Consider the following 26145-nt stretch of genomic DNA (forward strand, 5'->3'; position numbering starts at 1 on the left):
CCGCGCCCCTGTCCATCTTCGACGGCGAACGGATCGTCAGCCATCCGGCCGGGGCCCGCCGGGCCGGGGAGATCGCCCCGGACATCGCCTGGCGCTGGGTGCGCGACGAGCTTGACACCCTGTCCACCCGCCCCCAGGACCCCTACGCCATCCGCGAGGAAGACAAGCAGACCCTTCGCGACGAGATCTTCCCCTTCTGGCAGGGCCGGTCCGTGGACGAGATCGCCGAGACCCAGTTGCGCCAGGCCGGCCTGTGGGCCTTTACCAGCGAGAGCTTCATCTGCGACGTGTCGGTCAAGACCCAAAACGGCGGCGGCGACACCTGTCCGGGCTACGACAACATCCTGCTCGTCAAAGGCTTTGCCGGCATCATGGCCGAGGCCAGGGCCAGCCTGGAAAGCCTGTCCATGGGCAACAGGGACGACATCGACAAGATCCACTTCTACACCGGCACGGTGCTGACCTGCCAGGGCGTCATCGCCTACGCCGAACGCTACGCCCGGCTGGCCGAGACGCTGTCCCGGCTGGAGCCGGCTCCGGGACGCAAGGCCGAGCTGGCCCGCATCGCCGCCGTGTGCCGCCGGGTGCCGGCCCTGCCGCCGCGCACCTTCGAGGAAGCCCTGCAATCGGTCTGGTTCGCCCAGTCGCTGTTTACCCTGGAGGAGAACCAGACCGGCATTTCCCTGGGCCGGGCCGACCAGTACCTCTACCCGTTTTACCGGGCCGACATCGACTCCGGCCGCCTGACCGAGGCCGGGGCCAGGGAACTGGTCTGCTGCTGGCTGATCAAGATGGCTGAACTCATGTGGCTGATCAGCAAGGAATCGGCCATGTACTTCGCCGGCTACCAGCCCTTCATCAATCTGGTGGTGGGCGGCCAGAAGCGCCGGGGCGGCGACGCCACCAACGAACTGACCTATCTTTTCATGGACTGCTCCAAGACCCTGGGCCTCTACCAGCCCTCCCTGGCCGTGCGCATCCACAACACCACGCCCCGGGCGTTGCTCAAACAGGTCGTGGACGTCATCCGCTCGGGCATCGGCTTTCCAGCCTGCCATTTCGACGACGCCCACATCAAGATGATGCTGCGCAAGGGCTTTGATTACGAGGACGCCCGCGACTACTGCCTCATGGGCTGCGTTGAGCCGCAAAAATCCGGGCGCATCTACCAGTGGACCTCGGTGGGCTATACCAACTGGCCCGTGGCCATTGAATTCGCCCTAAACGACGGCGTGTTTCCCTACGACGGCCAGCGCCACGGCCTGCCAACCGGCACGCCCGACACCTTTGCCGATTACGAAGCCTTTGAGGCCGCCGTCAAACGGCAGATCGTCCACATCACCGAACAGGCCGCAAAGGCCACGCTCATCCTGCAACGCATCCACCGCGACCACGCCCCCAAACCCCTCATCTCCTGTCTGGTGGAAGGCTGCCTGGAGTCGGGCAGAAACGTCATGGACGGCGGGGCCGTGGTCAACAACGGCCCGGGCCTTATCTGGACCGGGTTGGCCGATTACGCCAATTCCATGGCTGCGGTGAAAAAACTGGTGTTTACGGACGGCAAATACACCCTGGCCGAACTGGCCAGGGCCCTGGCTGCCAATTTTGAAGGCTACGAAACCCTGCGCCGGGATTGTCTGGCCGTGGCCAAGTACGGCAACGATGCGGACAGCGTGGACCTCATTGCCAAGGATCTGGTGGATTTTACCGAACAGTGCCACAAGTCCCGGGCCATGCTCTACGGCCCCATGAGCCACGGCACCCTGTCGATCTCCAACAACACGCCCCAGGGCAGCATCATCGGCGCGCTGCCAAGCGGCCGGCTGGCCGGGACCCCCCTGGCCGACGGCATCAGCCCGGCCCAGCAAAGCGACCGGAGCGGCCCCACCGCCGTAATCAAATCCATCAGCAAGCTCAATGTCGAGGCCATGGAGATCGGGCAGGTCCACAATTTAAAGCTCATGGCCGGCCTGCTCGACACCCCCCAAGCCGAGGCGGCCCTTATAAGCCTGTTGCAGACAGCCAGCATCCTCGGCAACGCCCAGATGCAGTTCAGCTACGTGGACAACGAGACCCTGCGTCAGGCCCAGCAGAACCCGGACAACTACCGGGGGCTGCTTATCCGGGTGGCCGGGTACAGCGCCTTTTTCGTGGAGCTGTGCCGCGAGGTCCAGGACGAGATTATAAGCCGCACCACCATGACGGCCTTTGCCTGAAAAACGACGCGCGGCGCAGCCGGGTCCAAGGCCCGGCTGCGCCGTTTCGAGGTATTGCGTGCCCACCGCTGCGGCCGGGACCGGCCTTGTTTTCAATATCCAGAAGTATTCCCTGCACGACGGTCCGGGCATCCGCACCATCGTCTTTCTCAAGGGCTGCCCCCTGCGCTGCCTGTGGTGCGCCAATCCCGAAGGCCTGCTCCCGGTCCCCCAGACCGGCCGGGACAACCGGGCTTGTCTGGGCTGCGGGGCCTGTGCGGCAGCCTGCCCGGCCGGGTTGCACCGCATGAGGCCCGGCCCGGATGGAATCGGGCCACACCGGGGCGACCGGGCCGGAGCCTGCCTGGGCTGCGGGGCCTGTGTGGCAGCCTGCCCGGCCGGGGCCCTGACCCTCTGGGGCCGGCCCATGACCGTGGCCGAGGTCCTCGACGTGGTCAGCCAGGACGAGGCCTTTTATCGCACCTCCGGCGGCGGGGTGACCCTTGGCGGCGGCGAGGCCGGCCTGCAACCGGCCTTTGCCGGGGCGCTTCTGGCCGCCTGCCGGGACCAGGGCTTTCACACGGCCCTTGAAACCTGCGGCTGCCTGCCCTGGCCGACCCTGGCCGCCCTGGCCGGTCGGGCCGACCTGACCCTGTATGACCTCAAGCACGCAAACGACGCGGCCCATACGCGCCTGACCGGCCGGTCCAATGCCACCATTCTGGATAACCTGGGCCGTCTGGCCCGGACCGGGGCCGCTTTGTTGGTCCGCCTCCCCCTGGTGCCGGGGTACAACGACGATCCGGCCGCCCTGACCGCGGCCCTGGACCGCATCCGCGGGCTGTGCGGGCAAGCACCGGGCTTTCAGGGCGTGGAGCTCCTGCCCTACCATGCCTTTGGCGCAGGCAAGTACGACCGGCTGGGGCTGGCCTATCCCCTGGCCGGGCTTCGGTCCCATACGCCGGCTGCCCTGGCCGCCTTGGAAACGCTGGCCCGGGCCAGCGACCTGCCGGTCACCCTGGTCCGGCCCCAGGCCTAAGGCCGGGGAGTCCCCGGGGCCAGGGCGGCAACCGCCTCCGCGATACCGGGGTAGACGTGGGCCTCGCCAACCAGAGCCAACAGGCCGCTGGCCCGCAGGATGCGAAGGGTTTCCGGGGCTGGATCGACAAAGGCCAGTTCCACCCGGGCCGCGCGCAACTCCCTGGCCACGGCGAGCAGCATGTCCGTCGCGGTGATGCACAGACGCGGGTTGGCCGGGAGATGCAAGACCAGGGCGCGGGGGCTGGGCTGTTGCCGGCACAGTTGGGTGACGACGGCATGGAATTTTCCGGCGTTGGCGAAAAAAAGCGGCATATTGAGGCGCAGGACCCGGATGCCGGCGGTTTCCCTGGCCTGGGGATACTGGCCCGTGTCCACCCAGACCGGAGCGCAGCCGTCAAGCTGGCCCAGGATGGAAAGGTTCACATTGCCGGCATAGAAAATCAGGCGCAGCAGCGAGGCGGCCACCGCCAGGACGAGTCCGGGCAGGATGTCGAGCACCACGACCCCCAACAGGGCAACCATGGCCAGAGAGAACTCGATGCGGTTGAGGCGGTAGTAGCGCCGCATCTCCGCGACCTTCATGAGCCCCAGCACGGCATGAAGCACCACCGCGCCCAGGATGGCCTCGGGCAGCCCCTTGAGGGCGGGGGTGAAAAAGCACAGCGTGAGTACGACCATAAACGCCGTCACCAGGGTGGAAAACCGGGTCCTGGCCCCGGCTGCGACATTGACGGCGGTCGAGGACATGCTGCCGCCGGCCAGCAAACCGCCCAGGAGCGAGGAACCGAGGTTGGCCAGCCCCAGGGCCTTGAGTTCCCGGTCGGCCTCGACGGGTTGGCCGGACTTGCCGGCATAGCCCGCAACCGCGCCCAGGGCCTGGGAGAAGGCCACCAGGGCCAGCCCCAGCGACGCGGGGGCCAGGGCCAACAGGTCCTGCCGGTTGATATGTGGCCAGACGATCCCGGGCAGGCCGGCCGGAAAGGCCGCAACGGTCGCAACGCCATGGTCCGGCCCCAGGTTGAAGAACCTGGACAGGCAGATGCCCAGGGCCATGATGACCAGACCGGCCGGAAGGCGCGGCAGGGTGCGTTCGAGCAGGAGAACCAGGGCCAGGGCGCCGCCGCCGACGGCGACCGTGGCCGGGTTGCACTGGTCGAGGTGGCCGGCCAGATGGGCGAGCTGGGCCGGGATGTCGCCGTGGCCGCGGGGCAGCCCGAGAATTTTGTGCAGCTGGTTGGCCGCGATGGAGATCGCCAGACCAAAGATGAAACCGGTCATGACGGGCTTGGACAGGAAAGCCGAGACGCGGCCAAGCCGCAACAGACCCGCTGCGAGGAAGATCGTGCCGGTCAGCAGCACCAGCAGGCCGGCCAGAACGGCGTAGCGAACCGGATCAGCACCGGCCAGGGGGGCCACGATGGCCGCCAGCATGATGGATTCGGCGGAGGTGGCGGCGCAGACCAGGACCGGGCTGCGGCCCAGCAGAAAATACAACGGCAGCGAGGCGACCAGGGTATAGAGCCCCACCTGGACGGGCAGGCCCGCCATGCCCGCGTAGGCCAGCCCCTCCGGGACGAGCACGCCCCACAGGGTCAGGCCGGCCAGGATGTCTGTCCGGAGAAAGGACCGCGAAAAGGCATCGGGGCCGATCCATCCGCCTGCTGCGTTGCCGGTTGCGTTCACGCGCTTGCCACTCCGGGGGCAAGGGGCGCCCCTGCGGCCCCGGGGAGCGGCCGGCTGTTGCTGCGGGGCCGCCCCGTTGCGACCGGGCTGTCGGCCGAATGGCGGCCCCCCTGCCCGGCCGCTGCGGCAAAGTCTCGCGGCACTAGAACAGATTTTTGATGATCGGGGTGAAATTGAGACGGAACGTCCATTCGTTCCCTGGCCCGTTGCGCGGGTGGATGACCGCGTAGTCTGCCTCGAAGGAGAGCTTGATGGGCAGCTTGCCCAGGCGGAACATCTTGGAAACGCCAAGGCCGATGGGCAAGGTCAGACGATCCTCGGGTTTCTCCTGGAGCCAGTCGATGGTCACGTTCGGGCTCATGCCGATCTGCCAGGTCGGGGCCGGGCTGTACCAGAGAAAATACTGGATATTGGCGTAGCTCACGTTGTTGCGGCTGGAGTCGCCGGCAAAGGACCACCACTGCTGCGGATAGACGCCGACAACCCACTTTTCCGAGAGATAGAGTGCGGCGACGGCCGGGCCAAGCTGCCACTTGCCCTTGCCGAGGTAGTTGTTGGCGGCGGTGGGCATGATCAGACTCGGGCCAACGCCCCACATGAAGCCGGTCAGGGCGTTGGTGTTGGGTGCAAGCAGGGCCTGGAATCCGATGTCCCCAATGCCGGAGGTATAATTCAGGTCCCGGGGGCCGGCAATATAGGGGGAATTCATGAAGGGGATCACCGGACGGACGATGACCCGCACGCTCTCGGAAAGGCCGATGGGCATGACCGGCTGAAAATTCCAGATGAACTGGTTCTGTTGGCCCTTGAACAGCTTGATGGTGTCGCTTTTGAGCACATTGAGGTTGAACTGGTTGGCGACCATCCACAGCTGGCCGACCGGGTTGCTGGCCTCTTGCGACAGCTTTTGCAGTTCCTCCTGGGTGGCTGCGTGATCCTCGGCACGCGCGATTGTGGCGAGAAACAAGACCAAAAAACCGATCAAGACGATGACAGATGGCCGCTTACTCCGACGCAACATGACTTCCTCCTTTTGGTAAACCAGAGTGCTGTTTCTCCGCCAGCGAACCGCAAGGGGGCTGCCGCAGCGTCGGCCCGGCACACCAGTCCGGGAGCGGACCGGTCCCGAGCCGCCCGGGCCGGTTACTGCCGCCCGGCCTCGGGTGCCCCCGCACCCGGGGCCGGCTGTTGCGCGGCCTTGACATACTTTGGATTGTCCGGCCGCAAGGCGGCCGCTTGTCGCAGCGCGTCCCGAGCCTGGCCGGGATCGGTGGCCAGCAGGAGCAGGCCGAGGTTGTAGGCCGCTTCAGCCAGGGTCGGATCGAGGGTTATTGCCGCCCGCAGCGCCCCGGCCGCTTCCCCGGTCTGCCCCCCTTCGGCGAGGACCAGCCCCAGGTTGTAGGCGATGGCCGCGTTTTGGGGATCGAGCCCCCGGGCCTTGCGCAAGGCGGCCTCGGCTCCGGCCAGGTCGCCCTGCCGGGCCTTGGCCATGGCGGTGTTGACGAGGGGGGCGGCCGCGTCGGGGCGCAACCGGGCGGCTGTCCCGTAGGCCTCGATGGCCCCGGCCGGATCGCCCGAGCGCAACAGGAAATTGCCCCGGTTGTAGCTTCCCGTCCAATCGTCGGCCCGGACGGAAAACGCGGCCGCCAGTTCGGCGGTGGCGTCGGCCACGGCCCGCCGGCCCTCCGGCGGCAGGGCCTGGGGGAGTACGCCGGCCAGGGCTTCGGCCGCCCGGATGCGCACCAGACGCGAGGGGTCGGCGCAGGCCCCGGCCAGGGCGGCCAGGGTCGCCGGTTCCCGGTTTTCCCCCAGACTGGCGGCGGCCGAGGCCCGTACCAGCGGGGACGCATCGCCAAGAGCCGCCCGCAAGGCCGGCCACTTGCGCGGGTCGGGACAGACGCGCAGCAGACGGGCCAGCGAGGCGGCGAACACCACGTCATGGTCCGGCGCGGCCAGAGCGTCGAGCATCGCCGGCAAGGCGGTGAAATCGCGCCGGCGGGCCTGGTCGATCAAGGCCGCCCGGGCCAGGACCGGAGCCTGGTAGTCCCGGGCGCGCCACTGCCGGACCTGGTCGTTGGCCCAGGCCGCGTCCTTGTCGGCGTGGCAGCCCTGGCAGGCGTTGGGCGAGCCGAAACGGGCCGTGGCCGCCGGAGCCGGCGGCAGCATGGAGTGGTCGCTGCGGACCATGCGGGCAAAGCGCGTCTTGGGCATGTGGCAACCGATGCAGCGTGAGCCGGGGCTGTCGGCCTTGTGGCGGGTGTGCTGGTCCAGACCGGCCGCCTTGTCCTGATGGCAGGGCAGGCAGGCCCGGTCCGGATCGGCGGCCTGACGGAACCGGCCGCTGGAGGTGTGGCAAAAGATGCAGTCCAGCCGGCCCGAATTGGCGCAGGGCGAGGACAGCCAGGAGGTGAGGGTGAAATTTTCGCCGAGATCCCGGCCATCCGGATAGTAGTCGGAATTTTCGAGCAGGATCAGGTCGAAGTGGTCGAAGAACCGCTCGCCCGGGGCGAAACCGGACGTGATGGGAGCCATCTTGGCATGGCAGGCGGCGCAGGCGTCGTTGCGCTGGGCCGTGGTGAAATCCTTGCCGATCCGCAGGATCCTGAGGTCTTCGGGCACGGTGCCCTTGGGCGCTGCGGCACAGACCGCGTTGTGGGCATCGCAGGGACCGTGGCAGGTCTCACAGTTGATGCCGGGCTCCCGCCAGGTGGTGTGGTAGGTGTCTGTGGCCGGATCGTAGTTGGTGGACAGCTGGCTGACGTGGCAGTCATGGCAGGCGGTGTTGAAGGTATAGGCCGGGTCGCGCCAGTCGAGGGACTCGCTGCGGCCGGCATCGGTCCCTGGGCCGTGGGGCCCTTGGCGCCGGCCGCTGGCCACGGTGTCAAACCAGACCCTGGCCCCCACGTCATAGGCCACGGGCAGCGTCTGCAACCGGCCGCGCTCCAGGGGCGTGAGGAAATAGCAGACGTTTTTCCCGCCCAGAACCTGGGCCATGGGATAGTCCCGCACCTCGCCGGCCGGACCGGTTTCCCGGACAAACCCCTGGCCCGGACCGAGAAAGGCCCGGTAGCGGCGGTCGCCGGCCACGAGGTCCTCGGCCTGGGGGGAAAGCAGGCCCGCGCCCAGGGCGTCGGTGTAGGGCTGCATGGCCAGACCGTGGCGCGAGGTGGACCACAGGCCATAAAACTTCTCATGGCAGGACCGGCAACTGGGGGACCCGGCAAACCCCGGGGCTTGCCCCGCAACCGCCGGCCCTGAAATCCCGAGTCCCAGCCAAGCCAGGGCCAGCCCCAGCAAGGGAACCAGCCCCGGCCTCCGTGTCGTCCCCGGCCACATGCGGTTTAATATCCGCCGGGCAACTTGAAGTTCGGCTTGAACTTCTGCAACACACCCTGATAACGCGAAAATTCCATACTGACCAGATTCCACATCGGAATGTGGCGAATGCCGATGGAGTCGTCTTCCTGGGGATTGGTGTAGAGGTTGAACATGACCAGACCTCCGGTCTTGTCCACGATGCCGCCGCTGAAGCCGGCGTTATAGCCCTTCTTCGTGATCAGGTCCGTGATCTGCACGGCCCGGTGGACCTTGAACTCGTCCACGCGCACGGCCGCGAAGTTCGAACCCATCCAGTACAGAACGCTTTTGCGGTTGGAGTTGCCGCCGTCGGCCAGCAGGTACGAAGTCTGGTCGATGCCGTCCACGTAGCGATCGGCCGGCAGAAGCCTGGCCAGTTCCGCACCGGGCTTGCCGGCCAGGGACAGGGCGGTTGGGAGGATGTCGGCCAGATCGAACAAGCCCTCGGACTTGCGCGGGGCGATCACGCCCTTGAAGTAGGCAAAGGTTGGCACGCGCACCCCGCCTTCCCAGGTCGTGCCCTTGTAGCCCCGAAACGGCGAGCGGCCATAGGGCGCGACTTCGCCTTCGGGTCCGTTGTCGGAGGAGAAAAGGATCAGGGTGTTCTCGAGCTGGCCTGAGGCCTCAAGCGCCTTCATGATCCGGCCGAACACGTCGTCCATCTCCACGATACAATCGGAGTAGTTGGTGCGGGCCCTGGACTTTCCGGCAAACTTGTCGTTGGGATAGTTGTCGAAATGGCAGCCCCGGGTGCCGTAGTACAGGAAGAACGGCTTCTTGGCCCCGGCCTGGGCCTGGATGAACTGTTCGCCGTAGGCCGCCCAGTCCTGGTCGAGCACCTTGATCACGTCCAGATCGATTTCCCGCAATTCCTTGCAGGCCTTCTCCCCCTTGACGCAGCGCACCTCGCTGCGGCTGAAGGGCATCTTCTCCATGAGGGCGAAACGCTCGGGGCTCAGGGCGATTTCAGGGTTGACCGACATGTCGCGCCATTCGGTGTACTCGTCGGAGACCGTAAGAAAACCGCGGAAGTCGTCGAAGCCGACATTGTTGGGCATCGAGCCCTCGTTCTCGCCCATATGCCACTTGCCGATGCCCTGGGTCACATAGCCCTGGTTGGACAGGAGCCTGGCAATGGTGATGGAACCCTCAAGGCCCCCGGGCTGGCCGTACATGGGCGGGTATTGCAGGCCGTGGTGCACCGGCAACTGTCCGGTCATGATGGTGGCTCGGGTGGGGGTGCAACTCGGCTGGGAATAGGCCGAGGTCATGATCAGGCCGTCGGCGGCGAACTTGTCGAGGTTGGGGGTGTCATTGCCAACGGCAATGCCGCCGCCGTTGAATCCGACATCCATCCAGCCGACATCATCGAGCAGGAAGACCACGATGTTGGGTTTCTTGCCGAATTTCTGTTCCAGGGCGGCGAGTTTTTCGCGCGCGGCCTTGTCCTGGTCCGGATGGGGGATGACCGGTTCGAAATTGTCGGCGATATTGACCGCTGGCAGGTGTAAATACTGATCCGGGTGGGAATAGCCCTTGGCAGTGGTGGGGCCGGTGCTGGTCCCCCTCCTGTTCTCGGCCAGGGCCGCGCCGCTGGCCAGCAACAGACAGACCAGGACAGAGCCGACGACAACCATTGATCCCAGGGAAAATGCCAAGCGTCGAGGCATGTCTTCCTCCTGCTGTTCGGGATAGTCGTCAAAGCGCAACAAAAGAGGGGCCGTCATTGAGACGTATATCTATCAGAATCAAAAGAAGTCTCTGTTTGTCAATAGTGAGTTGGCATGGCTCCCCGCCATATCTGCCGGACGGAGCCATCCAGACCGTATCGTGCCCGGCCCTGGCGATGACGACGCAGCGGGCTGCATGGGCCAGTCCCAGGCGAAGTTCGTTTCATTATACCGTCATTTCATACTCAAATACGATGAAACTGATGCATGGTGACTTGAATAAACCGTTTGCCAGTCAACTGCAGCCAGCTTCTGATGGGTGGAGTACGGATTGAAACAAGCTTGGTGAAGCGGATTGCTGCGGGTGCCCCATCGCCCCTTGCACAGGAGCGGAACAATGAGCGCCTTTCCGGGCTGCGCATATTATTTTCAATTTCGGGAAAGTACGTTGGGAATAGCGTTGACAACAAAAAAAGAGCTTCCAGCTGTTTTGCTGGAAGCTCTTTGAATTTGCTTGGCGTCCCCAAGGGGATTTGAACCCCTGTTACCGGCGTGAAAGGCCGATTCGTCAAGACAACCCCTTTTAATTCTTCGCTTTTTTGGCCATACAGTCCTTCTCCAAACGTTTTTTCAAGGAGAGACTTAATGGCGACCATTTCTGATGCGTGGGACTTGTATTCCAAACTGATTTTGGCCTCAACGTCAAGTCGGTCAATCCTTACTGAGACTGGAAGATGGCAAAAACATGTCGTCAAATACTTTGGGCAAGAGTTCAAAGTTGCAGAAATAACAAACAAAAAAATTCTACTTTTCCGAACGAACCTTATCAAAAAAGGGCTTAGTCCTCAAACTGTAGCCCACTGTCTATCACTATTACGCCGTGTACTCCATCGCGCACAGCAGTGGGACATTTTTACTGGCAAGTTACCTAGTTTTGACATGCCAAAGTTTGACAACAAGAGAGTTCGCTTCTTGACAAAAACTGAAGCCAACCTTCTTCTTCAAGAACTTTCTCTTAAATCTCCACTCTGGCACGACATCAGTTTGTTGGCTCTTCATACGGGGTTGAGAGCTGGAGAAATATTCGATTTGCGACCCAGCCATTTCGACAGAAACAATTCGGCATTATATATTTTCGACACGAAATCGAATAACCGAACAGTCCCCTTAAACGCTGCGTCTCTAGCAGTGTTAGAACGAAACTGTCGCAGCAGCGATTTCATTTTCAAAGAGCGCGAGCAGCAGATATACCAAGTAAGCCGAATCTTCAGAGATGCAGTTGCTTTTTGTGGCTTAAATATAAAAATCAAAGATCGCCGTCAAAAAGTCGTATTCCATACATTACGCCATACCTTCGCAAGCTGGCTGGTGCAATCTGGAACCCCACTGGTCGTAGTAGGCCAACTTCTAGGTCACAAAACGCTTCAAATCACAATGCGCTACGCGCATCTAGCCCCATCCCAGGGAGCATCTGCGGTAAAAATCTTAGAACAGTTTTCGAGTTATGTCAACGTAGACACCCCAATCCCAAAGCAGCCAAAAACATAGCCTGAAAGCCCCCTCCTGCCTGAACTCAGGCGGAGGGGCACCACTCCCCCTGCAAATTCAGCCACAACGCCCAACAATCACCCCCAGTGCTTCGCTTTATTCTTAATGTAACGACGGAAATCTTTGTCGCTAATACGACCATCACGTCGCAAAAGACGCATAGCTATTTCTTCATCAACACTTTCATGTACTTTAGCAAAAACGACAAACAATCTCCAAGGCCAAGCATTCAATCGACGCGTAATAGAAGTCATCGCGATAGATAGCCCAAAGAGGACATAGCCTCCACGCCCGAACAAAGGCCATCCGTCGAGATTAACGCCACAATATTCTTTAAGAAGAAGCGCAACAATCCACAAGATGGTCACATATAACGAAAAAAGCATAAATCTCGGACTTTCAAAACCAAATCCAACAAACATGAAAAACAATCCCACACAAATCACCAAAACTATATCAACTCATACCATCCCAAGCCTTGAAATAAAGTAGAGAATGGTGCCAACAATTAGAAACTTAAAGACAGACTCGACCGCCGAAAAGAGATTAATCACAAACAACACTGGGCACCTCCCTCGTCCTGAGATTTTTCACCTTGGCGTAAAATATCCTTGAGCCATTTTCCACCTTGTGCGACCTACAATAGATGCACCATGTCACTATATGTCACTATATGTCAACAGTTTTCTCCTGTTAAACCACACCATTGGCCATAATTTACCTGGGAAACACGCTTGACGTTATGTCACTATAGCAGCAAGTTTTGTCAACGTATGGAAATTATCGTACCTTGACATTAAATCATCAAAGAATGACAGAGGCAGCGGAGGCAGGACAGGTAAGGTACAAGTACCTTACGTCCTGCCCTGCGGGGCTAGCTTATTCGCCTATCGGCTCAACGCTAACAGCCAAAGCCAAAATGCCATCAAAAAAACCTGTCCTCTGGACCTACGTAACTGCCAATGAGCATGCCGAGATCCAGGCAAATGCCAAACGCGCTGGACTATCGTGCTCAACCTACATGAAACGCGTTTGCCTGGGGTTGCCGACGCCCAGCCTTGAGAAGCAGCAATGCCGAATTGAACTGCTCAAGATTAACGCTGACCTCGGCCGGCTGGGAGGCCTTTTCAAGCTGTGTCTGTCCGAGAAAGAAACCCCTCTCCAGACATTGCATCCTCAGGTGCGCCGCGTGCTTCGAGAGATCGAGGCAAGGCAGCTCGAAATGAAAACACTCATTTCGAAAATCTGATCAAAACACATCAACTCTATGATTAGTCGGCGAATATCACGGAAGGTTGAAAACGACGATTATCGACGGCTGGCCAGGTATATTCGGGCTGCCGACCATGAAGATGAGAAATCTCTCATGAGCTGGTGCGCTGGATGTTGGGCCGGCGACGACTTCGAGTTGGCCATCCGCGAAGTCGCCGACACCCAGGCGCTCAACACCAGGACCACCCGGGAGAAAACCTACCATCTCATTGTGAGCTTCCGACCCGAGGACGAGGCCAAGCTCACGCCGGAGATGCTCAAGGAAATCGAACTGGAGTTTGCCAAGGCCTTGGGATTCGAGGAGCACCAACGGCATTGCGGGGTCCACAAAAACACCAACAACCTGCACATGCACGTGGCCTACAACATGATCCACCCGGAGAAGCTGTCTCGGCATGAGCCCTTCCGTGATTACCACATCCGGGATCGCGTTTGCCGTGAGCTGGAAAGACGTTTTGGCCTGACCATCGACAATGGCCGTTCCGTGGAGAGCACGGAGCCGAAGCTGATACCAGTAGCGGCCACAGTTGAGGCCCAGACGGGTCAGCAATCCTTTGATGGCTATGTCAAGGAGCGGCGGGGGGCAATCCTTGAAGCCCTGGGGCAGGCCGCCGAATGGCAGCAGGTACATACCGCCTTCGCTCGGTACGGCCTTGAGATCAGGCCGCACGGCAATGGCCTGGTCATCAAGGACCGCAACGGCAAACATGCCATCAAAGCCAGCTCGCTGGACCGATCCTTGTCCATGGGGAACCTGGTCCGCCGGTTTGGGGCCTACGTCCCGCCTGGTCAGGCGAAAGAACACTATCCCGAGGATGAGCGGTACACGGCCAAGCCCGTACAGCGCGAGCCCAATCGCGGTGCCCTCTATGAAGAATATCAAGCCGGGATCGCTACTCGGAAAACGGCCCTGGAGGACCTCAATACCCGTGCCCAGGCAAAGCTTGAAGTCGTCCGGATCAGGTGGGAGCTGGAGCGCCAAAATATTTCCCGAGAGTTTTTCGGGCGTCATCGCTTTGAGCTGCTCAAGATTGCGCGCCTGCATGAAGCGGAGAACCGGCTCCAGGTTCAAAAACGAATCCATGTCGAACGAGAGAAGGTCAGGCAGGAGACACCCTATGCGAGCTGGACGGATTTTTTGAGGTGGAAAGCTGATCAGGGCAACGAAACGGCCCTGGCCATCCTTCGGTCAAAAGGCCGACTCATCAAACAGGAGAGGGTACTTTCTCAACGGGGTCAACGGGAGAACATCCAGGAGAAGTGGCTCAAGGAACAACTGAAAATAGCGACTTCCGCTGGCGTGAGTTCGCAGGCTCGCCGAGGCCTCTTGGCCGTGGCCAAGGCCAGCGAGCTTGCCGAACTGGAGACCTCGGCCCCCGATGGAAGACGGCTATTTTCGGGATTCTCAAGCTCAATTGACACCAAGGGAACAGTTTTTATCAGGCTGGCTAGCGGCGGATCGATCCGCGACACAGGAAAGCAGATTATTTTTTCAGCTGATGAAGTTACCCGCGAAGCAGCGTTACTTTACGCAAAGGCCAAATGGGGAAAGGCCATCAAGCTAAAGGATAATGTCCTTAGCCCGCCAGGGAGAAATCAAAAACAACTCCTTGAGATCAATTGTTAATGTCAAACAAACGCCACGTCTATGGCAACCCCGGTCTGGCCACTTGGACGCTGGAACGAGCACCAGGTTGGATCAGTTCAGCGCTTCGAAGCTGGCGAGAAAGGACCAGTGGCCAGAAGAGCTAAGGGCACGGGCAGGATCGGAAAGATGAGCCGGACAAGGAGCGTTGCAATGGCCACCCTGGTTCTTCTAACATCCCCCCAGAGCTTCCCTGGCAAGGCCCAAAGCCCACGCTTGGGTCGGGCTCCAACAGCTAACACCCTCCCCCCGGGGGCCATCTTGCCCGACAAAACTCTCATGCAATCCGCTATCGCTGCAATTTCGCCAACAAGGTCTTCCTGGTGATGCCAAGTTGCTTGGCGGCTTCGGTCTTGTTGCCGCCTGTCGCCTCCAGCGCCGCCAGTATGGCCTCGCGCTCCACCTCCTCCAAGGGCAAAATCTCCCCTGCCCCCCGGTGCGTCGGCTGCTCTGAAGGCTGCCCCTCCGGGGCTCGCGCCTGGCTGATGCTCAAGGGCAGTTCCTTTTCGGTGACGAAATCCCCCGGCATGAGCACGACCGCACGTTCCACGGCGTTTTCCAATTCGCGGACATTGCCTGGCCAATCATATTTAAGAAACATGTCCATGGCCTGGGGGGTAAATCCCTTGGCGACCTTCCGGTTCGCCTCGGCGAACTTATGCAGGAAATACGCGGCCAGAAGCGGGACATCCTCCCTGCGCTCCCGAAGCGGTGGGACAGCTATGGTCATGACGTTGAGACGGTAATAGAGGTCCTCACGGAACCTTCCCCCCCCAACCTCCGCCTTCAGGTCCCGGTTGGTCGCCGCCACGATGCGTACGTCCACCCGAAGGGCATTGTCGCTTCCCACCCGCTGAATTTCCCGCTCTTGGATCACCCGGAGGAGTTTCGCCTGCATAGCGGCGGATATTTCCCCGATTTCGTCGAGAAAAATCGTCCCCTTGTTGGCCTGCATGAACCGACCTTCACGCCGCTTGTCGGCACCCGTGAAGGCTCCTTTCTCATGGCCGAACAGTTCCGATTCAAGAAGCGTTTCGCTTAAGGCCGCGCAATTGACGGTGACGAGCGGACCGCTTTTACGGGAACTGTTGAAGTGGATGGCTTTGGCGATGAGTTCCTTACCCGTGCCAGACGAACCGGTGATGAGCACCGTGGCCTCGGAGGGGGCGACCATGGCCACCATCTCCATGAGCCGGCGCATGGCTTCGCTACGGCCAACGATGTTCCGTGGGTCAAAGGAGGAGACAAGACGTTCCCGGAGTTCCTGGTTCTCGGCCTTGAGCGAGACATGCTCCAAGGCTCGCTCCATGGTCATCCGGAGCAGGTCGAAGTCCAGCGGCTTGGTCAGGTAGTCGTATGCCCCAGCCTTGATCGCCTCCACCGCCGATTCAACATTCGAATAGGCGGTCATGATGAGGATGGGGATGGAGGGGTTGTACGCCTTGATTTCCTTCAGCGCCTCGATGCCGCTCATGACCGCCATGCGCACGTCCATGAGAATGAGATCGAAGGGCTTTTCCCTGGCCAGCGTAACGGCCTTTGCCCCGTCGTCGGCCCCTGCCGCCTTGTATCCCCAGCCATTGATGAGGGCCAAGAGAATGGTGCGGTGCCCCTGGTCGTCGTCAACGACCAGAACGTTCGCTTTATGCTTTTCGGTCATGAAACCCTCCTTCCGGCCGGTCTACGGGCAGGAGGATGTTGAAGGTGGTGCCCCGGTCGGGCGTGCTCTTGACCTTGACCTCTCCCCGGTGGGCCTCAATGATCTTTTGCACAATGGCTAAGCCAAGACCGGTGCCGGAGGATTTTGTGGTAAAATAGGGGTTAAAGATGTTCGAAAGGCTCTCGGGCGCAATCCCCTTGCCCGAGTCTTCGACCTCGATCCGAATACCCCCCCGGCCGTCGGCTGACGCCCTGACGGAAAGCGCCCCGCCGCCTTCCATGGCCTGGATGGCGTTGAGGTAGAGGTTGAGCAGCGCCTGGGTGAGGCGATCGGGGTCGATGGCGACGAGGGGCAGGCTCTCGTCCCGGTGGAAGGCGACTGTAATCATTTTCCCTTCGGCGTCCTGGCGGACCAGGCGCAGGGAATGCTCGATGAGACCGCCCACGTCCGTCAACCGCGTCTTCAGGTCCGATGGCCGGGCAAAGTCCAGGAGTTCCGTGATGACGCGGTTCAGCCTGTCCACCTCCTGGGCCATGACGGCGGCAAGCTCCCGCCCCTGACTACCCTCGGCGCACTGCCCCTCGAAGTATTTGGCGATGCCTTTGATCGAGGAAAGCGGGTTTCTGATCTCGTGGGCGACGCCGGCGGCCAGGCTGCCTAGGGCGGCGAGCTTTTCCTTGCGGCGTACCTCTTCCTGGAGCCTTCTCACCTCCCCCAGGTCGCGGAAGATAAAGAGGTTGCCGAGGTAACTTCCTTCCTCGTTGAGGATCTTCGAGGCGCTTAGGCTCAATGGAAGATTCATTTCTCCGTCAAAGGAACACTCCGTCTCGTGCTCCATGACAGGTTTTCCCTGGCCGATGACATCCTTGAGGCTGCACCAGACTGCGGGCAGAACATCCTCGGGGAACTTGCCGACAATGTCGGCTGCCTTAAGCCCCGAAATCCTCTCGGCCGCGCCGTTGACCACGGCCAGCTTGCCATCGCTGTCCGTGGTGATGAGCCCTACGGGAAGGTTACTTACGATCTCCGAGGCAAAGGCCCTCGTGTCCTTAAGTTGCCGCTTAGAGAAGCGGTAACTTTGCGCCCAAAACAGGGTCATGACGCCGCCCACGCCAAGCAGGAGAAGGATGGCGGACAAAATGACTGTGTTGCGCATATCCTCAGCCAGGGCCGCATCAAAGGGTTCGACATCAAACGCGATGAAGATGACCTGCCTTCCGGTCCCTCCCGAGGAACCCAGCCCGCTCCAGGGGCACGAATCCAGCCACCCCTGTTCCTCGCAAGCATCCGTTGCATTGCGGCTGACCAATGGCTCGAAGGAGCGGTAGACCTCAAAGGCCTTCCGCCCATCCGCTAGGTTTGTGATCCGCCATTTTTCCTTCGCCCCGATGGCGAGCGCCTTCATTTCCTCGGGGCCGTGAAGCCTTGAGCCGATCTTGCCTTTGTCGCTATCGGCCAGGATCAGGCCATCCTCACCCGTTACGGCCAGATAGAAGATACCGGGCTGGTTCGCCATCTCCTCTAGGAGCACCTGGAACTGGTCACCCCTCCAGTGCATCCCCATGCCGGTTCGCGCTCCCGACTCAAAGGCCTTGATAAGGGCCGCTCCCTTTTCAAGAAGCGTCTGAGCGGCGAGGCTTTTCTCTCGATGGGTGTTCCTCATGGCCATGACGACGACGATTCCAACCAAAATAAGAACCGAACCGAGGTAGAGCCAGGGAGGAACGTTCGCCACGACCTTGCGCCACACCTTTGGTCTTTTTTGCATAGTCACCTCTCTCCAAACAAACCGGCCAATAGCCGTCGGCTAGAAAAATATGAAGCTTTCCGAGTAAAAAGTAAACGGACAGAGAGAAGAGATGCGAGTGAATTTTACTCGTATCTGCATCACGCCAGTCAGCACTTCCTGACATAATCAAAATATAATCATTTAATTTCAGCATATTATATAAATCTAAGCGCTTTGGCACGTCACTTGCTTTAAGGGAATCAACCGAGGCGTTTTGAAAGATGACAACATCCCACGCCAAGCCAGGAGGTCGTCCATGATGTGGGACTGCGGATTCCCCCTCTTCTCTCCCTGGATGGGGGGCATCACCTTCTGGGGACTGGGAGCGATTCTGTTGCTGACCGCGCTCTTGGGTTTTTTCCTCTTCGGCTCAAGGAGAGCCGACAAAACCCGCACCGCCGACCGGGAAGATTCCCTGGGAATCATCAAGATGCGGCTGGCAAGGGGGGAATTGAGCCAAGAGGATTACCAGGAAATAAAGAAGGTCTTGGAACAGGCGTAAAATAACGGGCTTAAGCCCACAAAAGCAACCGAGGAGTCCACCATGTTCAAGCAAATCACGTGTCGTCTGTCCGTCGGCCTGGCTGCCGCGCTCGTCGTCGGCTCCTTGACCCTTATCGGTGCCGACACCGCCCGCGCCCAGGGCACCAACCCGAACCAGGCCGCGAACCAGACAAACACTTCGGCCGTTTATGGCCAGCCTGGCTATTACGGCAACGGCTATGGCTCCCCCTGCCCCTGGATGACCGGTGCCGGGTACGTCCAGTCTGGCCAGCCGGGCTACCGGCAGGCGGCACCTGGCTATGCCAACGCCCCCGGGCGCTATTACGGGAATCGGTATCCCGGCCGCTCTTACGGCTACCCCTGTTGGTAACAACCCTAGCGTCGGCGCGGCTGACCTGACATGCCGACCTGTTTCACCAACGCCAACAACAATCAAATATGGGGAGTAACATCATGAGAATTCTGAAGAAGACCTCGATCCTTGCGGTCTCGGCCGTGCTCGGCCTCACCCTGCTGGCCGGGATCAGCGCCCAGGCCCAGACCACCAACCAGGGCATGCCCACGGGGCAAACGGCGCAGGCGACGCAACCGAACACGTACACCTCCGGGGGGGCTTGGGGCAACATGATGGGCTGGACGCCCCCGACGACCAGCGCCACCCCGGCCACCGGCTACGGCTCGTCCTACGGCTACGGCGACGGTTGGGGCTGCTGGGGCTGGTGGTAGGAGCCTAAACCCTGTCCTTGAGGAGGCAACATGACCAAGATGGTACTGGCTCTTCTGGTCTTGCTGCTCGTGGCCGCCTGCGCCCCGTACCCCGGCCCAGGAGGGTATGCCGGCTGGAATTGCGGGGGCGGTTATTGGGGACCGTCACCAGCGAGCATGAACACGAATCAATACGCCGGCCCTATGGGGTACTGGCGGTAACGAATCAACCTAAAATCAAGGAGACACAGTGATGAAGACTAAGCGTTCGTTCACGGCAAGGCACTCTATGGTCGCCGCCCTCGCTCTGGTGGCCTTTCTCGGCCTGAGCGGTCTGGCCAATGCCCAGATGATGGGTTCCGGCATGATGGGCGGGCAAGGCATGATGCATGGCAACATGATGACGGGCTTGAGCCCGGAAAAGCAAGCGGCCGTTCAGAAGATCTACGCCGATTTCAATGCGGCCACGGCCTCCCTGCAGCAGCAATTCACCTCCAAGCAGTACGAACTGGATGCGCAACTCTACAGCGCCACGCCGGACGACAAGAAGGTCCTGACCCTGACCAAGGAGGTCTCCGACCTTCGCGCCAAGCTCTTCGAGGCCCAGGTAAACCTCCAGAGTCGACTGACCAAGGAAGGCGTCCCCTCCAGCAATATGGGCGGTATGGGCATGGGTGGCATGGGCTGCTGCGGCATGATGGGTGGCGGCATGGGCATGCACCACGGCATGGGGTACTAAGCCAAACAGCCTGATGCTGCATGGGGCGGAGCAAGAAAGCTCCGCCCCATAATGTTCATATCGCCTCTTCCTATCTGTCGGGTTCGATGCCGTAACCAACTTCCATACTCAGGAACAGGAAGTAAGCCACGCTGCCCCACCAAAGGTCGATGCCCTTTAGCCTAGTAGCTTTCAACGAGCAGTTGCCTCAAGAGGGTGACCATGGGCTACCGCCGTCACAGTTACAGTAGGCACAAGATCAAGTATCACTTTATGGGGGCAACAATATCTTGCCGTAAGATTCTTCAGGACTATTTGGCCTTGCGAGTCCACGAACTTGTGCGAAAAACTTGCAAGCTACCAAGTATTCTAATATTATGGCAAGTTGTAAACAAATACCATATTTAGCTTTTGATACCCGCTCCGCCTAAACTCTCACCCTTTGAGACCATGCCCTGCTTTAAGCACAAAACGTTCGTCATAGTATTTTAGATCTTACGCTGGCGAACAAGAATCACTGCAGATAATATTCCCTGGTGAATTGGCGCTTCCGCGCGAGCTGCCTAGCTTAACAAAGGAATACCTGGAACTTTATTCTGAGCATGGCCACAATGAATGCTTCAATGTTGAACAACCAGCTGTGACTTTGCCTGTTCGCAGCCGATATCTTGACAAACGCATTACAACTAATTTTCTTTAGCTGAAAAGTGTTAAGTCTATGAATTTAGCCCAACGCGAACTACCCATGATGTTCCTTAATCACAGCCAAGCAATACAATAGGAGTCATCAATGCTAGTAATGATTGGCGCATTTATCGTTATAGGCTGCCTATTAGCCGGATTTTTGCTAGAGAACGGAAATTTTGGTATAATAATTTCAGCTGCACCTGCAGAACTACTCATGATTGTTGGTGGTGCATTCGGCGCTCTGGTCATCAGTTGTCCAAAAAAATATTGAAAATTACATTCAAGGGCTCACTTTCTGTATTTGGCAGCATGAAGACCACCAAGGCCTATTACACAGAGCTATTGGTCACTCTTTCAGGATTGTACATGAAGATTCGTCGCGAAGGGTTAGTAGCCATTGAAAAGGATGTTGAAAGACCTGCAGAAAGCCTTATTTTCGGCAACTTCGCAAAGAACAAAAAAATCATGAGGTAATGACATTTATCTGCGACACGATGCGGATTTTTGCCACAGTCAACGTTGAGGCACATGAATTTGAGGCCGTCATGGACGCCGATATCGAGGCCACCGTGCATGAGGCCCTAGTGCCGGCCCACAGCGTTGCCAAGGTAGCCGATGCTTTGCCAGGCCTTGGCATTGTGGTCTGTGTATTGGGCGTTGTCCTTACCATGTCAAAAATTAACGAACCGCCGGCAGTTCTCGGCCACAGCATTGGCGCGGCACTAGTCGGCACGTTTATGGGGGTTTTGCTGGCCTATGGCTTTGTTGGCCCTGTTGCCACCAATATTGAACATCGTGCCAAAGAAATAGAAGCTGTTTTACTGGTTGCCAAAGCGTCGCTGACCGCTTTTGTGGGTGGCACCCCACCCCCCATGGCCCTGGAAGCCGGCAGGCGGGCTGTCCCCCCTGACGAACGTCCTACGTTCGTGGAACTCGAAGAAGCCATAAAGGCTGCCAAGGGCAAGTAAAACGTACTCTTCGCACCTACCGTTATGAAGTTCCCCTCCTTGGGTAGCCAACGCCGACAGGCTAAAAGGGGACGAAAGGGAACTGAGCAACCTTATGCATGCATTGCTGATCCTAGACCTGGGAGACAGCGGTTTTGCGCCCCTCAATAACTCGACCTTGTTAGTATGATTTTCGTTGACTCAAGAAGACTCCTCGGGTATTGGCCAAACCCAGCGCAGTGATGATGGCTTTCAATATCAATTGATGCGAAGGGGTTTGTGATGACAGGACATCTTTGTCTGCGGCGTATGCCGCTTAAGGGGAAAGGGCGCATCGTATCGGTTGCAGCCGAAGGCGAGCTGGGGCGCAGGATTCGGGATATGGGCTTGGTTCCCGGCGTTGAGGTCGAACTGACGGGCAGGGCACCGCTCAAGGATCCGGTTGCTCTCAGGCTCAGGGATTTTACGCTCACCTTGCGAAACAACGAGGCCGACTACATTACGGTCGAGATGGGAGGTATATAACATGCGACAGATTGCCATCGCCTTGGCTGGCAACCCAAACTCCGGAAAGACCACGATGTTCAACGCCCTTACCGGTGCGCGTCAACGCGTTGGAAACTATCCTGGGATTACCGTGGAGAAGAAGGAAGGAGTCTTGGAAATTGAGGATGGTAAGTCGGTGCGTGTCATTGACTTGCCAGGTACGTATTCCCTGACTGCCTATTCGCAAGAAGAACTGGTCGCGCGCAATTTCATCGTGGACCAACGGCCGAACGTGGTCGTGGATATCATCAACACTGGGGCGCTTGAGCGCAACCTCTATCTCGCCGTCCAGTTTATGGAACTGGGAGTCCCGGTCATCCTCGCGCTCAACATGATCGATGAAGTGCGCAAAAGAAACATCACAATCGACAGTGCGCGTCTGGCCAAGCTCATGAACGTGCCGGTCATCGAAACCGTGGCCAGAACCGGCGCGGGGAAAAAGGAACTCCTCGGGAAAGCGGTCGCAGTGGCGGAAAAACAGCGTGAGTGGCGTCCGCTGGCCCTCTCCTACGGCCCCGTCCTTGATCCCGCCCTGGAGGAAATGAGCGCCCTGATCGAACGAGAAGCCCTGCTGACGGATCGTTACCCGGCCAGATGGGTCGCGCTTAAGTACCTTGAGGGGGATGAGGAAGTCCAACGTCTGGGGCGTTCGGCGAGCCCGGCCGCTTCCAAGCTCGAAGAGCTGGCGGCCAGGGTGACCGGACACTGTAAAACAATGCTGAATACCTACCCCGAGGCGGTCATCACCGACCATCGTTACCAGTATATCACGTCAGCATTGAACAATGGTGTTGTCACGCGGGAAAAGGCGAACGAAGGAATTCAGGCTTCTGACCGTCTGGATCGTGTGCTTACCCATCCCTATGTCGGTCCGCCGCTCATGGCCCTCATCCTGTACACTGTCTACAAGATAACCTTTGGGCTGGGGAAAACACCCTTGACCTGGGTTCAGGATGGCTTTGACGCCCTGGGACAATTCGCGGGGGCGGTGATCCCGGAAGGGCTTCTCAAGTCCCTGGTTGTTTCCGGCGTGATCCATGGTGTGGGCGGCATCATGGTCTTTGTGCCACTCATCATGATAATGTTCTTCCTCCTTTCTTTTTTGGAAGATTCAGGCTACATGGCAAGAATGGCCTATATGCTCGACCGGGTACTCCGCATATTCGGCCTGCACGGCAGTTCGGTCATGCCCTACGTTGTTTCCGGTGGAATCGCCGGGGGATGCGCCGTGCCTGGCATTATGTCCACCCGCACGCTTCGGAGCCCCAAGGAGAAACTCGCCACCATCCTCACTTCCACGCTCATGGCCTGCGGGGCCAAGCTCCCTGTCTTCATCCTGCTCGTTGCGGCGTTTTTCCCCGATGATTCGGCCATGGCCATGTTCCTTATCACCATGCTCGGCTGGATCATGGCCCTCCTCGTGGCCAAAGCACTGCGTTCAACGATCATAAAAGGACCGGCCACCCCTTTCGTGATGGAGCTTCCCCCGTATCGGATACCCACACTGCGCAGCATGTGCATTCACACCTGGGAAAAAACCTCGCAATACCTGCGCAAGGCTGGCACCATCATCCTGGCCATCTCAATCCTTCTCTGGGCGGCAATGACCTTCCCGACGCTGCCGGGCGAAACGCTTCAGGGATTTGAAGCCGACAAGGCGGCGATTGAGGAACGAATTGCTTCGCACAAGGCGGGCAGCGACAGCGAATCGGGGGAAATCAAGGCCCTTGAGGAGAAGGCGACGGGCATCGAGAACGAGCAGGCTCAGGCGGCGTTGCGGCATTCCCTGGCCGGCCGGTTCGGCATCGCTCTTGAGCCTGTTTCCAAGCTCGCGGGCTTTGACTGGCGCACGAACATTGCCCTTATCGGCGGTTTCGCGGCGAAAGAGGTCGTGGTGGCCACCCTTGGCACGGCCTATTCCCTGGGCGAGGTGAAGTCCGACGAACCGGAACCCCTGTCAGAGAAGCTTGCCTCAGACCCGGCTTGGTCGCCGCTGGTGGCCGCGAGCCTGATCGTCTTCGTCCTCCTGTACTCGCCGTGCTTGGTTTCCGTTGTGACCATGGCCCGGGAGACCTCCTGGAAGTGGGCGGCCTTTGCCATGACTTTCGATACGGTCATGGCTTTTGGATTGGCGGTCGCCGTGTTTCAGGTTGGAAAGACTTTCTTGTAGAAGGAAGGGATGGGAATGCTTGAGTATTTCATCGTGACGGTTATCATCGTCTGGTCGCTGTACATGGTTTACAGACGCATCGCTTCTAGGCGGGGGTGTTGCAGCGATAGTTGCCTCTGCGACAGCATCGGGAAGCGCCGGCACCAAAAAGTCATGCTGAAACGCTGAATCTGCTCAATGGGGGGAGGCTTGGACGGCTGCCTCATTTGGCAAAGCAAGCAAGGAGGGGGTTGCGGCTGGATAAATTAGAACTCCGTATCAACGACATGGATTGCGCCGAAGAGGCCGCTATCCTCAAGCGCGTCCTGCTGCCCCTTGTGGCCAGGAATCACGACTAGGCTTTGATTTTCTACAGCGCAAGCAGAGCCTGGACCTGTCCGGTGTGTCCGTCAGCGCGCAGCAGGTCGTCGATGGCATCACGAAAAAATCATCAAGAAAAAAGAAGGCCAGCGAACGGGTTCCCTCGGGTTTCGGCATGCGGCGCGATCCGATCGATAAGCTCAAGAACTTTCACAAGGGGATAGATGTATCCGGCCCCGCAGGAGGCCCACAAGGAGGGAATCGTCGTTTTCTCCGGATGGATGGGGGCCTACGGCCGCACGGTGGACATCGACCATGGGGATGGCCTAAAGACACGATATGCCCATCTCAAGTCAATTCGTGTCAAGCCGGGGGACCGTGGTGGGCAAGGATCATGCTGTCGGCCTGCTGGGACGTACCGGCCGCATCACCGGCAACAACGTGCACTTTGAAGTGATGGTGAACGGTGAACCCTCGGCCCCTCACTAACGCGTCACTGACGCGAGCGCCCTGCTGCGAAAGGACACGAAGAGCAGTTGAGATGTACCGCAGAGTATTTCTCGGATTCACGATGGGAGTCGTAGGGGCTTGCCATGGCTGTCCCACACGATCTTCGGAGTAGCAACGGCTGGATCACTTGAGTCAACAATTCGCTGGTCTATGGAGGCAACATGAATCTGAAGACGCTCATGATCGTGGGCCTCATCGTCATGGTCACGGCCCTGCACTACGGCGTCGCCCCCAGCCATCCCGCCTTGCATTTGCTGCACCGCGAACTCTATTTCATCCCTATTCTGCTGGCTGGATTTTGGTTCGGCTTGCGCGTGGCCATGCTCACCTCCCTGGTCATCACAGGGCTCTACCTCCCGCCGATTTTGGCCGGGAAGATGCTCCACGACACGCCCTCCACGGTGGTAGCGCAGCTTATCATGTTCAACGTGGTGGCCCTGCTCGTGGGGCTATTGGAGGATCGCAGGGCCAGGGAGCAGGAGCGGCTACTCGGAGCCGAGAAGATGGCCCTTCTCGGCCGGGCCGCCGCAGCCATTGGTCTGGAAGTCCAGGACGTCGTCGTGGCCTTGCGCCGCTTGGTACGCGAGGGGGGCGGGTTCCGCAATCCCGGTGTAGAGCCCGATGTCCAGGGTGAGATCGACCGTCTGGATCATCTCCTGTATGCCCTGATGCGCTTTATTCCATCCCATCAGTTTTCCGCCATATCCCTCGACGTCAACGACTTGGTAATCGCCAGCGCCGCTCGGCTCCAGGGTTTGGCCCACAAGGCCGGGGTCAAGCTGGTGGTGGAGAACGATCCTGCAGGTTGCCGCACCAGGGCCATCGCCGAGGACTTCGGCAGCATCATCGACGCGGTGGTGAAAAACGCTGTGGAGGCTTCGCCCGCCGGGACCGCCGTCATCATCAGCTCCAGGCGACAGGGACAGGCCTGCCTGGTCACGGTGTCAGACAGTGGGCCGGGCATCCACCCGGAACACATGGATAAAATTTTCCTGCCTTTTTTCAGCACCAAGCCGGGCGGACATGGTTTGACCCTTGCCTCGACCAAGAAATTCCTCAAGGATATCGGCGGAAATATGACCGTGGAGAGCGAGCCCGGCAAGGGGGCCGCCTTCCACATGCACATTCCCCGGGAACGGGCGGGCGATGAACCTCTCAAAGGGTTTGCGGCCTGATGCGATTCGCCTGGAAGAACCAG

Annotated in this window: 23 protein-coding genes; 15 read left to right on the forward strand and 8 right to left on the reverse strand. The window is 59.7% G+C overall.

Translation table 11 applies throughout. The features are described from left to right. The coding region (cutC, locus tag DVDV_RS03885; protein WP_075353402.1) for a choline trimethylamine-lyase at positions 1-2216 on the forward strand (2216 nt) is incomplete at its 5' end. A gap of 58 nt (positions 2217-2274) precedes the next feature. Further along, the gene (locus DVDV_RS03890) at positions 2275-3234 is read left to right on the forward strand and encodes a glycyl-radical enzyme activating protein (RefSeq protein ID WP_075353403.1); all 960 of its coding nucleotides are present in this window, start codon (positions 2275-2277) and stop codon (positions 3232-3234) included. On the opposite strand, the gene DVDV_RS03895 is transcribed toward DVDV_RS03890, so the two are convergent. From DVDV_RS03895 to DVDV_RS22075, 5 genes are all read right to left on the reverse strand, one after another. Continuing rightward, the gene (locus tag DVDV_RS03895; protein WP_175577056.1) at positions 3231-4919 is read right to left on the reverse strand and encodes a SulP family inorganic anion transporter; all 1689 of its coding nucleotides are present in this window, start codon (positions 4917-4919) and stop codon (positions 3231-3233) included. The two genes, DVDV_RS03890 and DVDV_RS03895, sit on opposite strands and share 4 nt — an antisense overlap. A gap of 142 nt (positions 4920-5061) precedes the next feature. Continuing rightward, positions 5062-5940: a hypothetical protein gene (locus DVDV_RS22655; RefSeq protein ID WP_075353404.1), complete on the reverse strand. Its 879-nt coding sequence runs from the start codon at positions 5938-5940 to the stop codon at positions 5062-5064. 122 nt (positions 5941-6062) lie between these two features. Next, positions 6063-8066 (reverse strand): ammonia-forming cytochrome c nitrite reductase subunit c552, encoded by a 2004-nt coding sequence (locus DVDV_RS23740; RefSeq protein ID WP_175577057.1) that lies wholly within the window; start codon positions 8064-8066, stop codon positions 6063-6065. A 194-nt stretch (positions 8067-8260) separates the two neighbouring features. After that, on the reverse strand, positions 8261-9946 hold the full coding sequence (locus DVDV_RS03910; RefSeq protein ID WP_303046321.1) for a sulfatase-like hydrolase/transferase: 1686 nt from the start codon (positions 9944-9946) through the stop codon (positions 8261-8263). A gap of 245 nt (positions 9947-10191) precedes the next feature. After that, the gene (locus tag DVDV_RS22075; RefSeq protein WP_139311513.1) at positions 10192-10602 is read right to left on the reverse strand and encodes a hypothetical protein; all 411 of its coding nucleotides are present in this window, start codon (positions 10600-10602) and stop codon (positions 10192-10194) included. Between DVDV_RS22075 and DVDV_RS03915 the strand changes: the two genes are divergently transcribed. Then, complete coding sequence (locus tag DVDV_RS03915; RefSeq protein ID WP_075353406.1) at positions 10592-11494, forward strand: site-specific integrase; 903 nt, start codon at positions 10592-10594, stop codon at positions 11492-11494. The two genes, DVDV_RS22075 and DVDV_RS03915, sit on opposite strands and share 11 nt — an antisense overlap. A gap of 77 nt (positions 11495-11571) precedes the next feature. Here the strand turns inward: DVDV_RS03915 and DVDV_RS22080 are convergent, their stop codons facing one another. Continuing rightward, complete coding sequence (locus DVDV_RS22080; protein ID WP_139311514.1) at positions 11572-11916, reverse strand: hypothetical protein; 345 nt, start codon at positions 11914-11916, stop codon at positions 11572-11574. Positions 11917-12284: 368 nt separating this feature from the next. On the opposite strand from DVDV_RS22080, the gene DVDV_RS03920 reads away from it, so the two are divergent. Continuing rightward, on the forward strand, positions 12285-12743 hold the full coding sequence (locus DVDV_RS03920; RefSeq protein ID WP_254845232.1) for a pirin: 459 nt from the start codon (positions 12285-12287) through the stop codon (positions 12741-12743). 18 nt (positions 12744-12761) lie between these two features. Next, a complete protein-coding gene (gene traI, locus DVDV_RS03925; protein ID WP_075353407.1) occupies positions 12762-14393 on the forward strand; it encodes a TraI/MobA(P) family conjugative relaxase in 1632 nt (543 codons plus the stop codon). Positions 14394-14700: 307 nt separating this feature from the next. Here the strand turns inward: traI and DVDV_RS03930 are convergent, their stop codons facing one another. Continuing rightward, a complete protein-coding gene (locus DVDV_RS03930) occupies positions 14701-16071 on the reverse strand; it encodes a sigma 54-interacting transcriptional regulator (protein WP_075353408.1) in 1371 nt (456 codons plus the stop codon). Next, positions 16055-17821 (reverse strand): ATP-binding protein, encoded by a 1767-nt coding sequence (locus tag DVDV_RS03935; protein ID WP_254845233.1) that lies wholly within the window; start codon positions 17819-17821, stop codon positions 16055-16057. Before DVDV_RS03935 ends, DVDV_RS03930 begins: the two co-directional genes overlap by 17 nt. Before the next feature lie 295 nt (positions 17822-18116). On the opposite strand from DVDV_RS03935, the gene DVDV_RS03940 reads away from it, so the two are divergent. The 10 genes from DVDV_RS03940 (at position 18117) to DVDV_RS03980 (ending at position 26122) form a co-directional block, all read left to right on the forward strand. Continuing rightward, a complete protein-coding gene (locus tag DVDV_RS03940) occupies positions 18117-18362 on the forward strand; it encodes an SHOCT domain-containing protein (RefSeq protein ID WP_075353410.1) in 246 nt (81 codons plus the stop codon). A gap of 42 nt (positions 18363-18404) precedes the next feature. Continuing rightward, positions 18405-18734 carry a hypothetical protein gene (locus tag DVDV_RS03945; RefSeq protein ID WP_075353411.1) on the forward strand — a complete coding sequence of 110 codons (330 nt, stop codon included), beginning with the start codon at positions 18405-18407 and terminating at the stop codon, positions 18732-18734. 83 nt (positions 18735-18817) lie between these two features. Continuing rightward, positions 18818-19090, forward strand: a complete 273-nt coding sequence (locus DVDV_RS03950; protein ID WP_075353412.1) for a hypothetical protein — start codon at positions 18818-18820, stop codon at positions 19088-19090. Between the two features lie 268 nt (positions 19091-19358). Continuing rightward, positions 19359-19808: a periplasmic heavy metal sensor gene (locus DVDV_RS03955; protein WP_139311515.1), complete on the forward strand. Its 450-nt coding sequence runs from the start codon at positions 19359-19361 to the stop codon at positions 19806-19808. Between the two features lie 769 nt (positions 19809-20577). Then, positions 20578-20745: a motility-associated protein gene (locus DVDV_RS23175; protein ID WP_254845234.1), complete on the forward strand. Its 168-nt coding sequence runs from the start codon at positions 20578-20580 to the stop codon at positions 20743-20745. Between the two features lie 202 nt (positions 20746-20947). Then, complete coding sequence (locus DVDV_RS23180; protein WP_254845235.1) at positions 20948-21442, forward strand: MotA/TolQ/ExbB proton channel family protein; 495 nt, start codon at positions 20948-20950, stop codon at positions 21440-21442. A gap of 261 nt (positions 21443-21703) precedes the next feature. After that, on the forward strand, positions 21704-21946 hold the full coding sequence (locus tag DVDV_RS03965) for a FeoA family protein (protein WP_075353414.1): 243 nt from the start codon (positions 21704-21706) through the stop codon (positions 21944-21946). A 1-nt stretch (position 21947) separates the two neighbouring features. Next, a complete protein-coding gene (gene feoB, locus DVDV_RS03970; RefSeq protein WP_075353415.1) occupies positions 21948-24137 on the forward strand; it encodes a ferrous iron transport protein B in 2190 nt (729 codons plus the stop codon). Between the two features lie 639 nt (positions 24138-24776). Continuing rightward, the gene (locus DVDV_RS23185; protein ID WP_254845236.1) at positions 24777-24926 is read left to right on the forward strand and encodes a hypothetical protein; all 150 of its coding nucleotides are present in this window, start codon (positions 24777-24779) and stop codon (positions 24924-24926) included. Between the two features lie 182 nt (positions 24927-25108). Beyond that, positions 25109-26122, forward strand: a complete 1014-nt coding sequence (locus DVDV_RS03980; RefSeq protein WP_075353417.1) for an ATP-binding protein — start codon at positions 25109-25111, stop codon at positions 26120-26122. The last annotated feature ends 23 nt before the right edge of the window (positions 26123-26145 follow it).

Source organism: Desulfovibrio sp. DV, from assembly GCF_001936595.1.
Taxonomy (GTDB): Bacteria; Desulfobacterota; Desulfovibrionia; order Desulfovibrionales; family Desulfovibrionaceae; genus Solidesulfovibrio.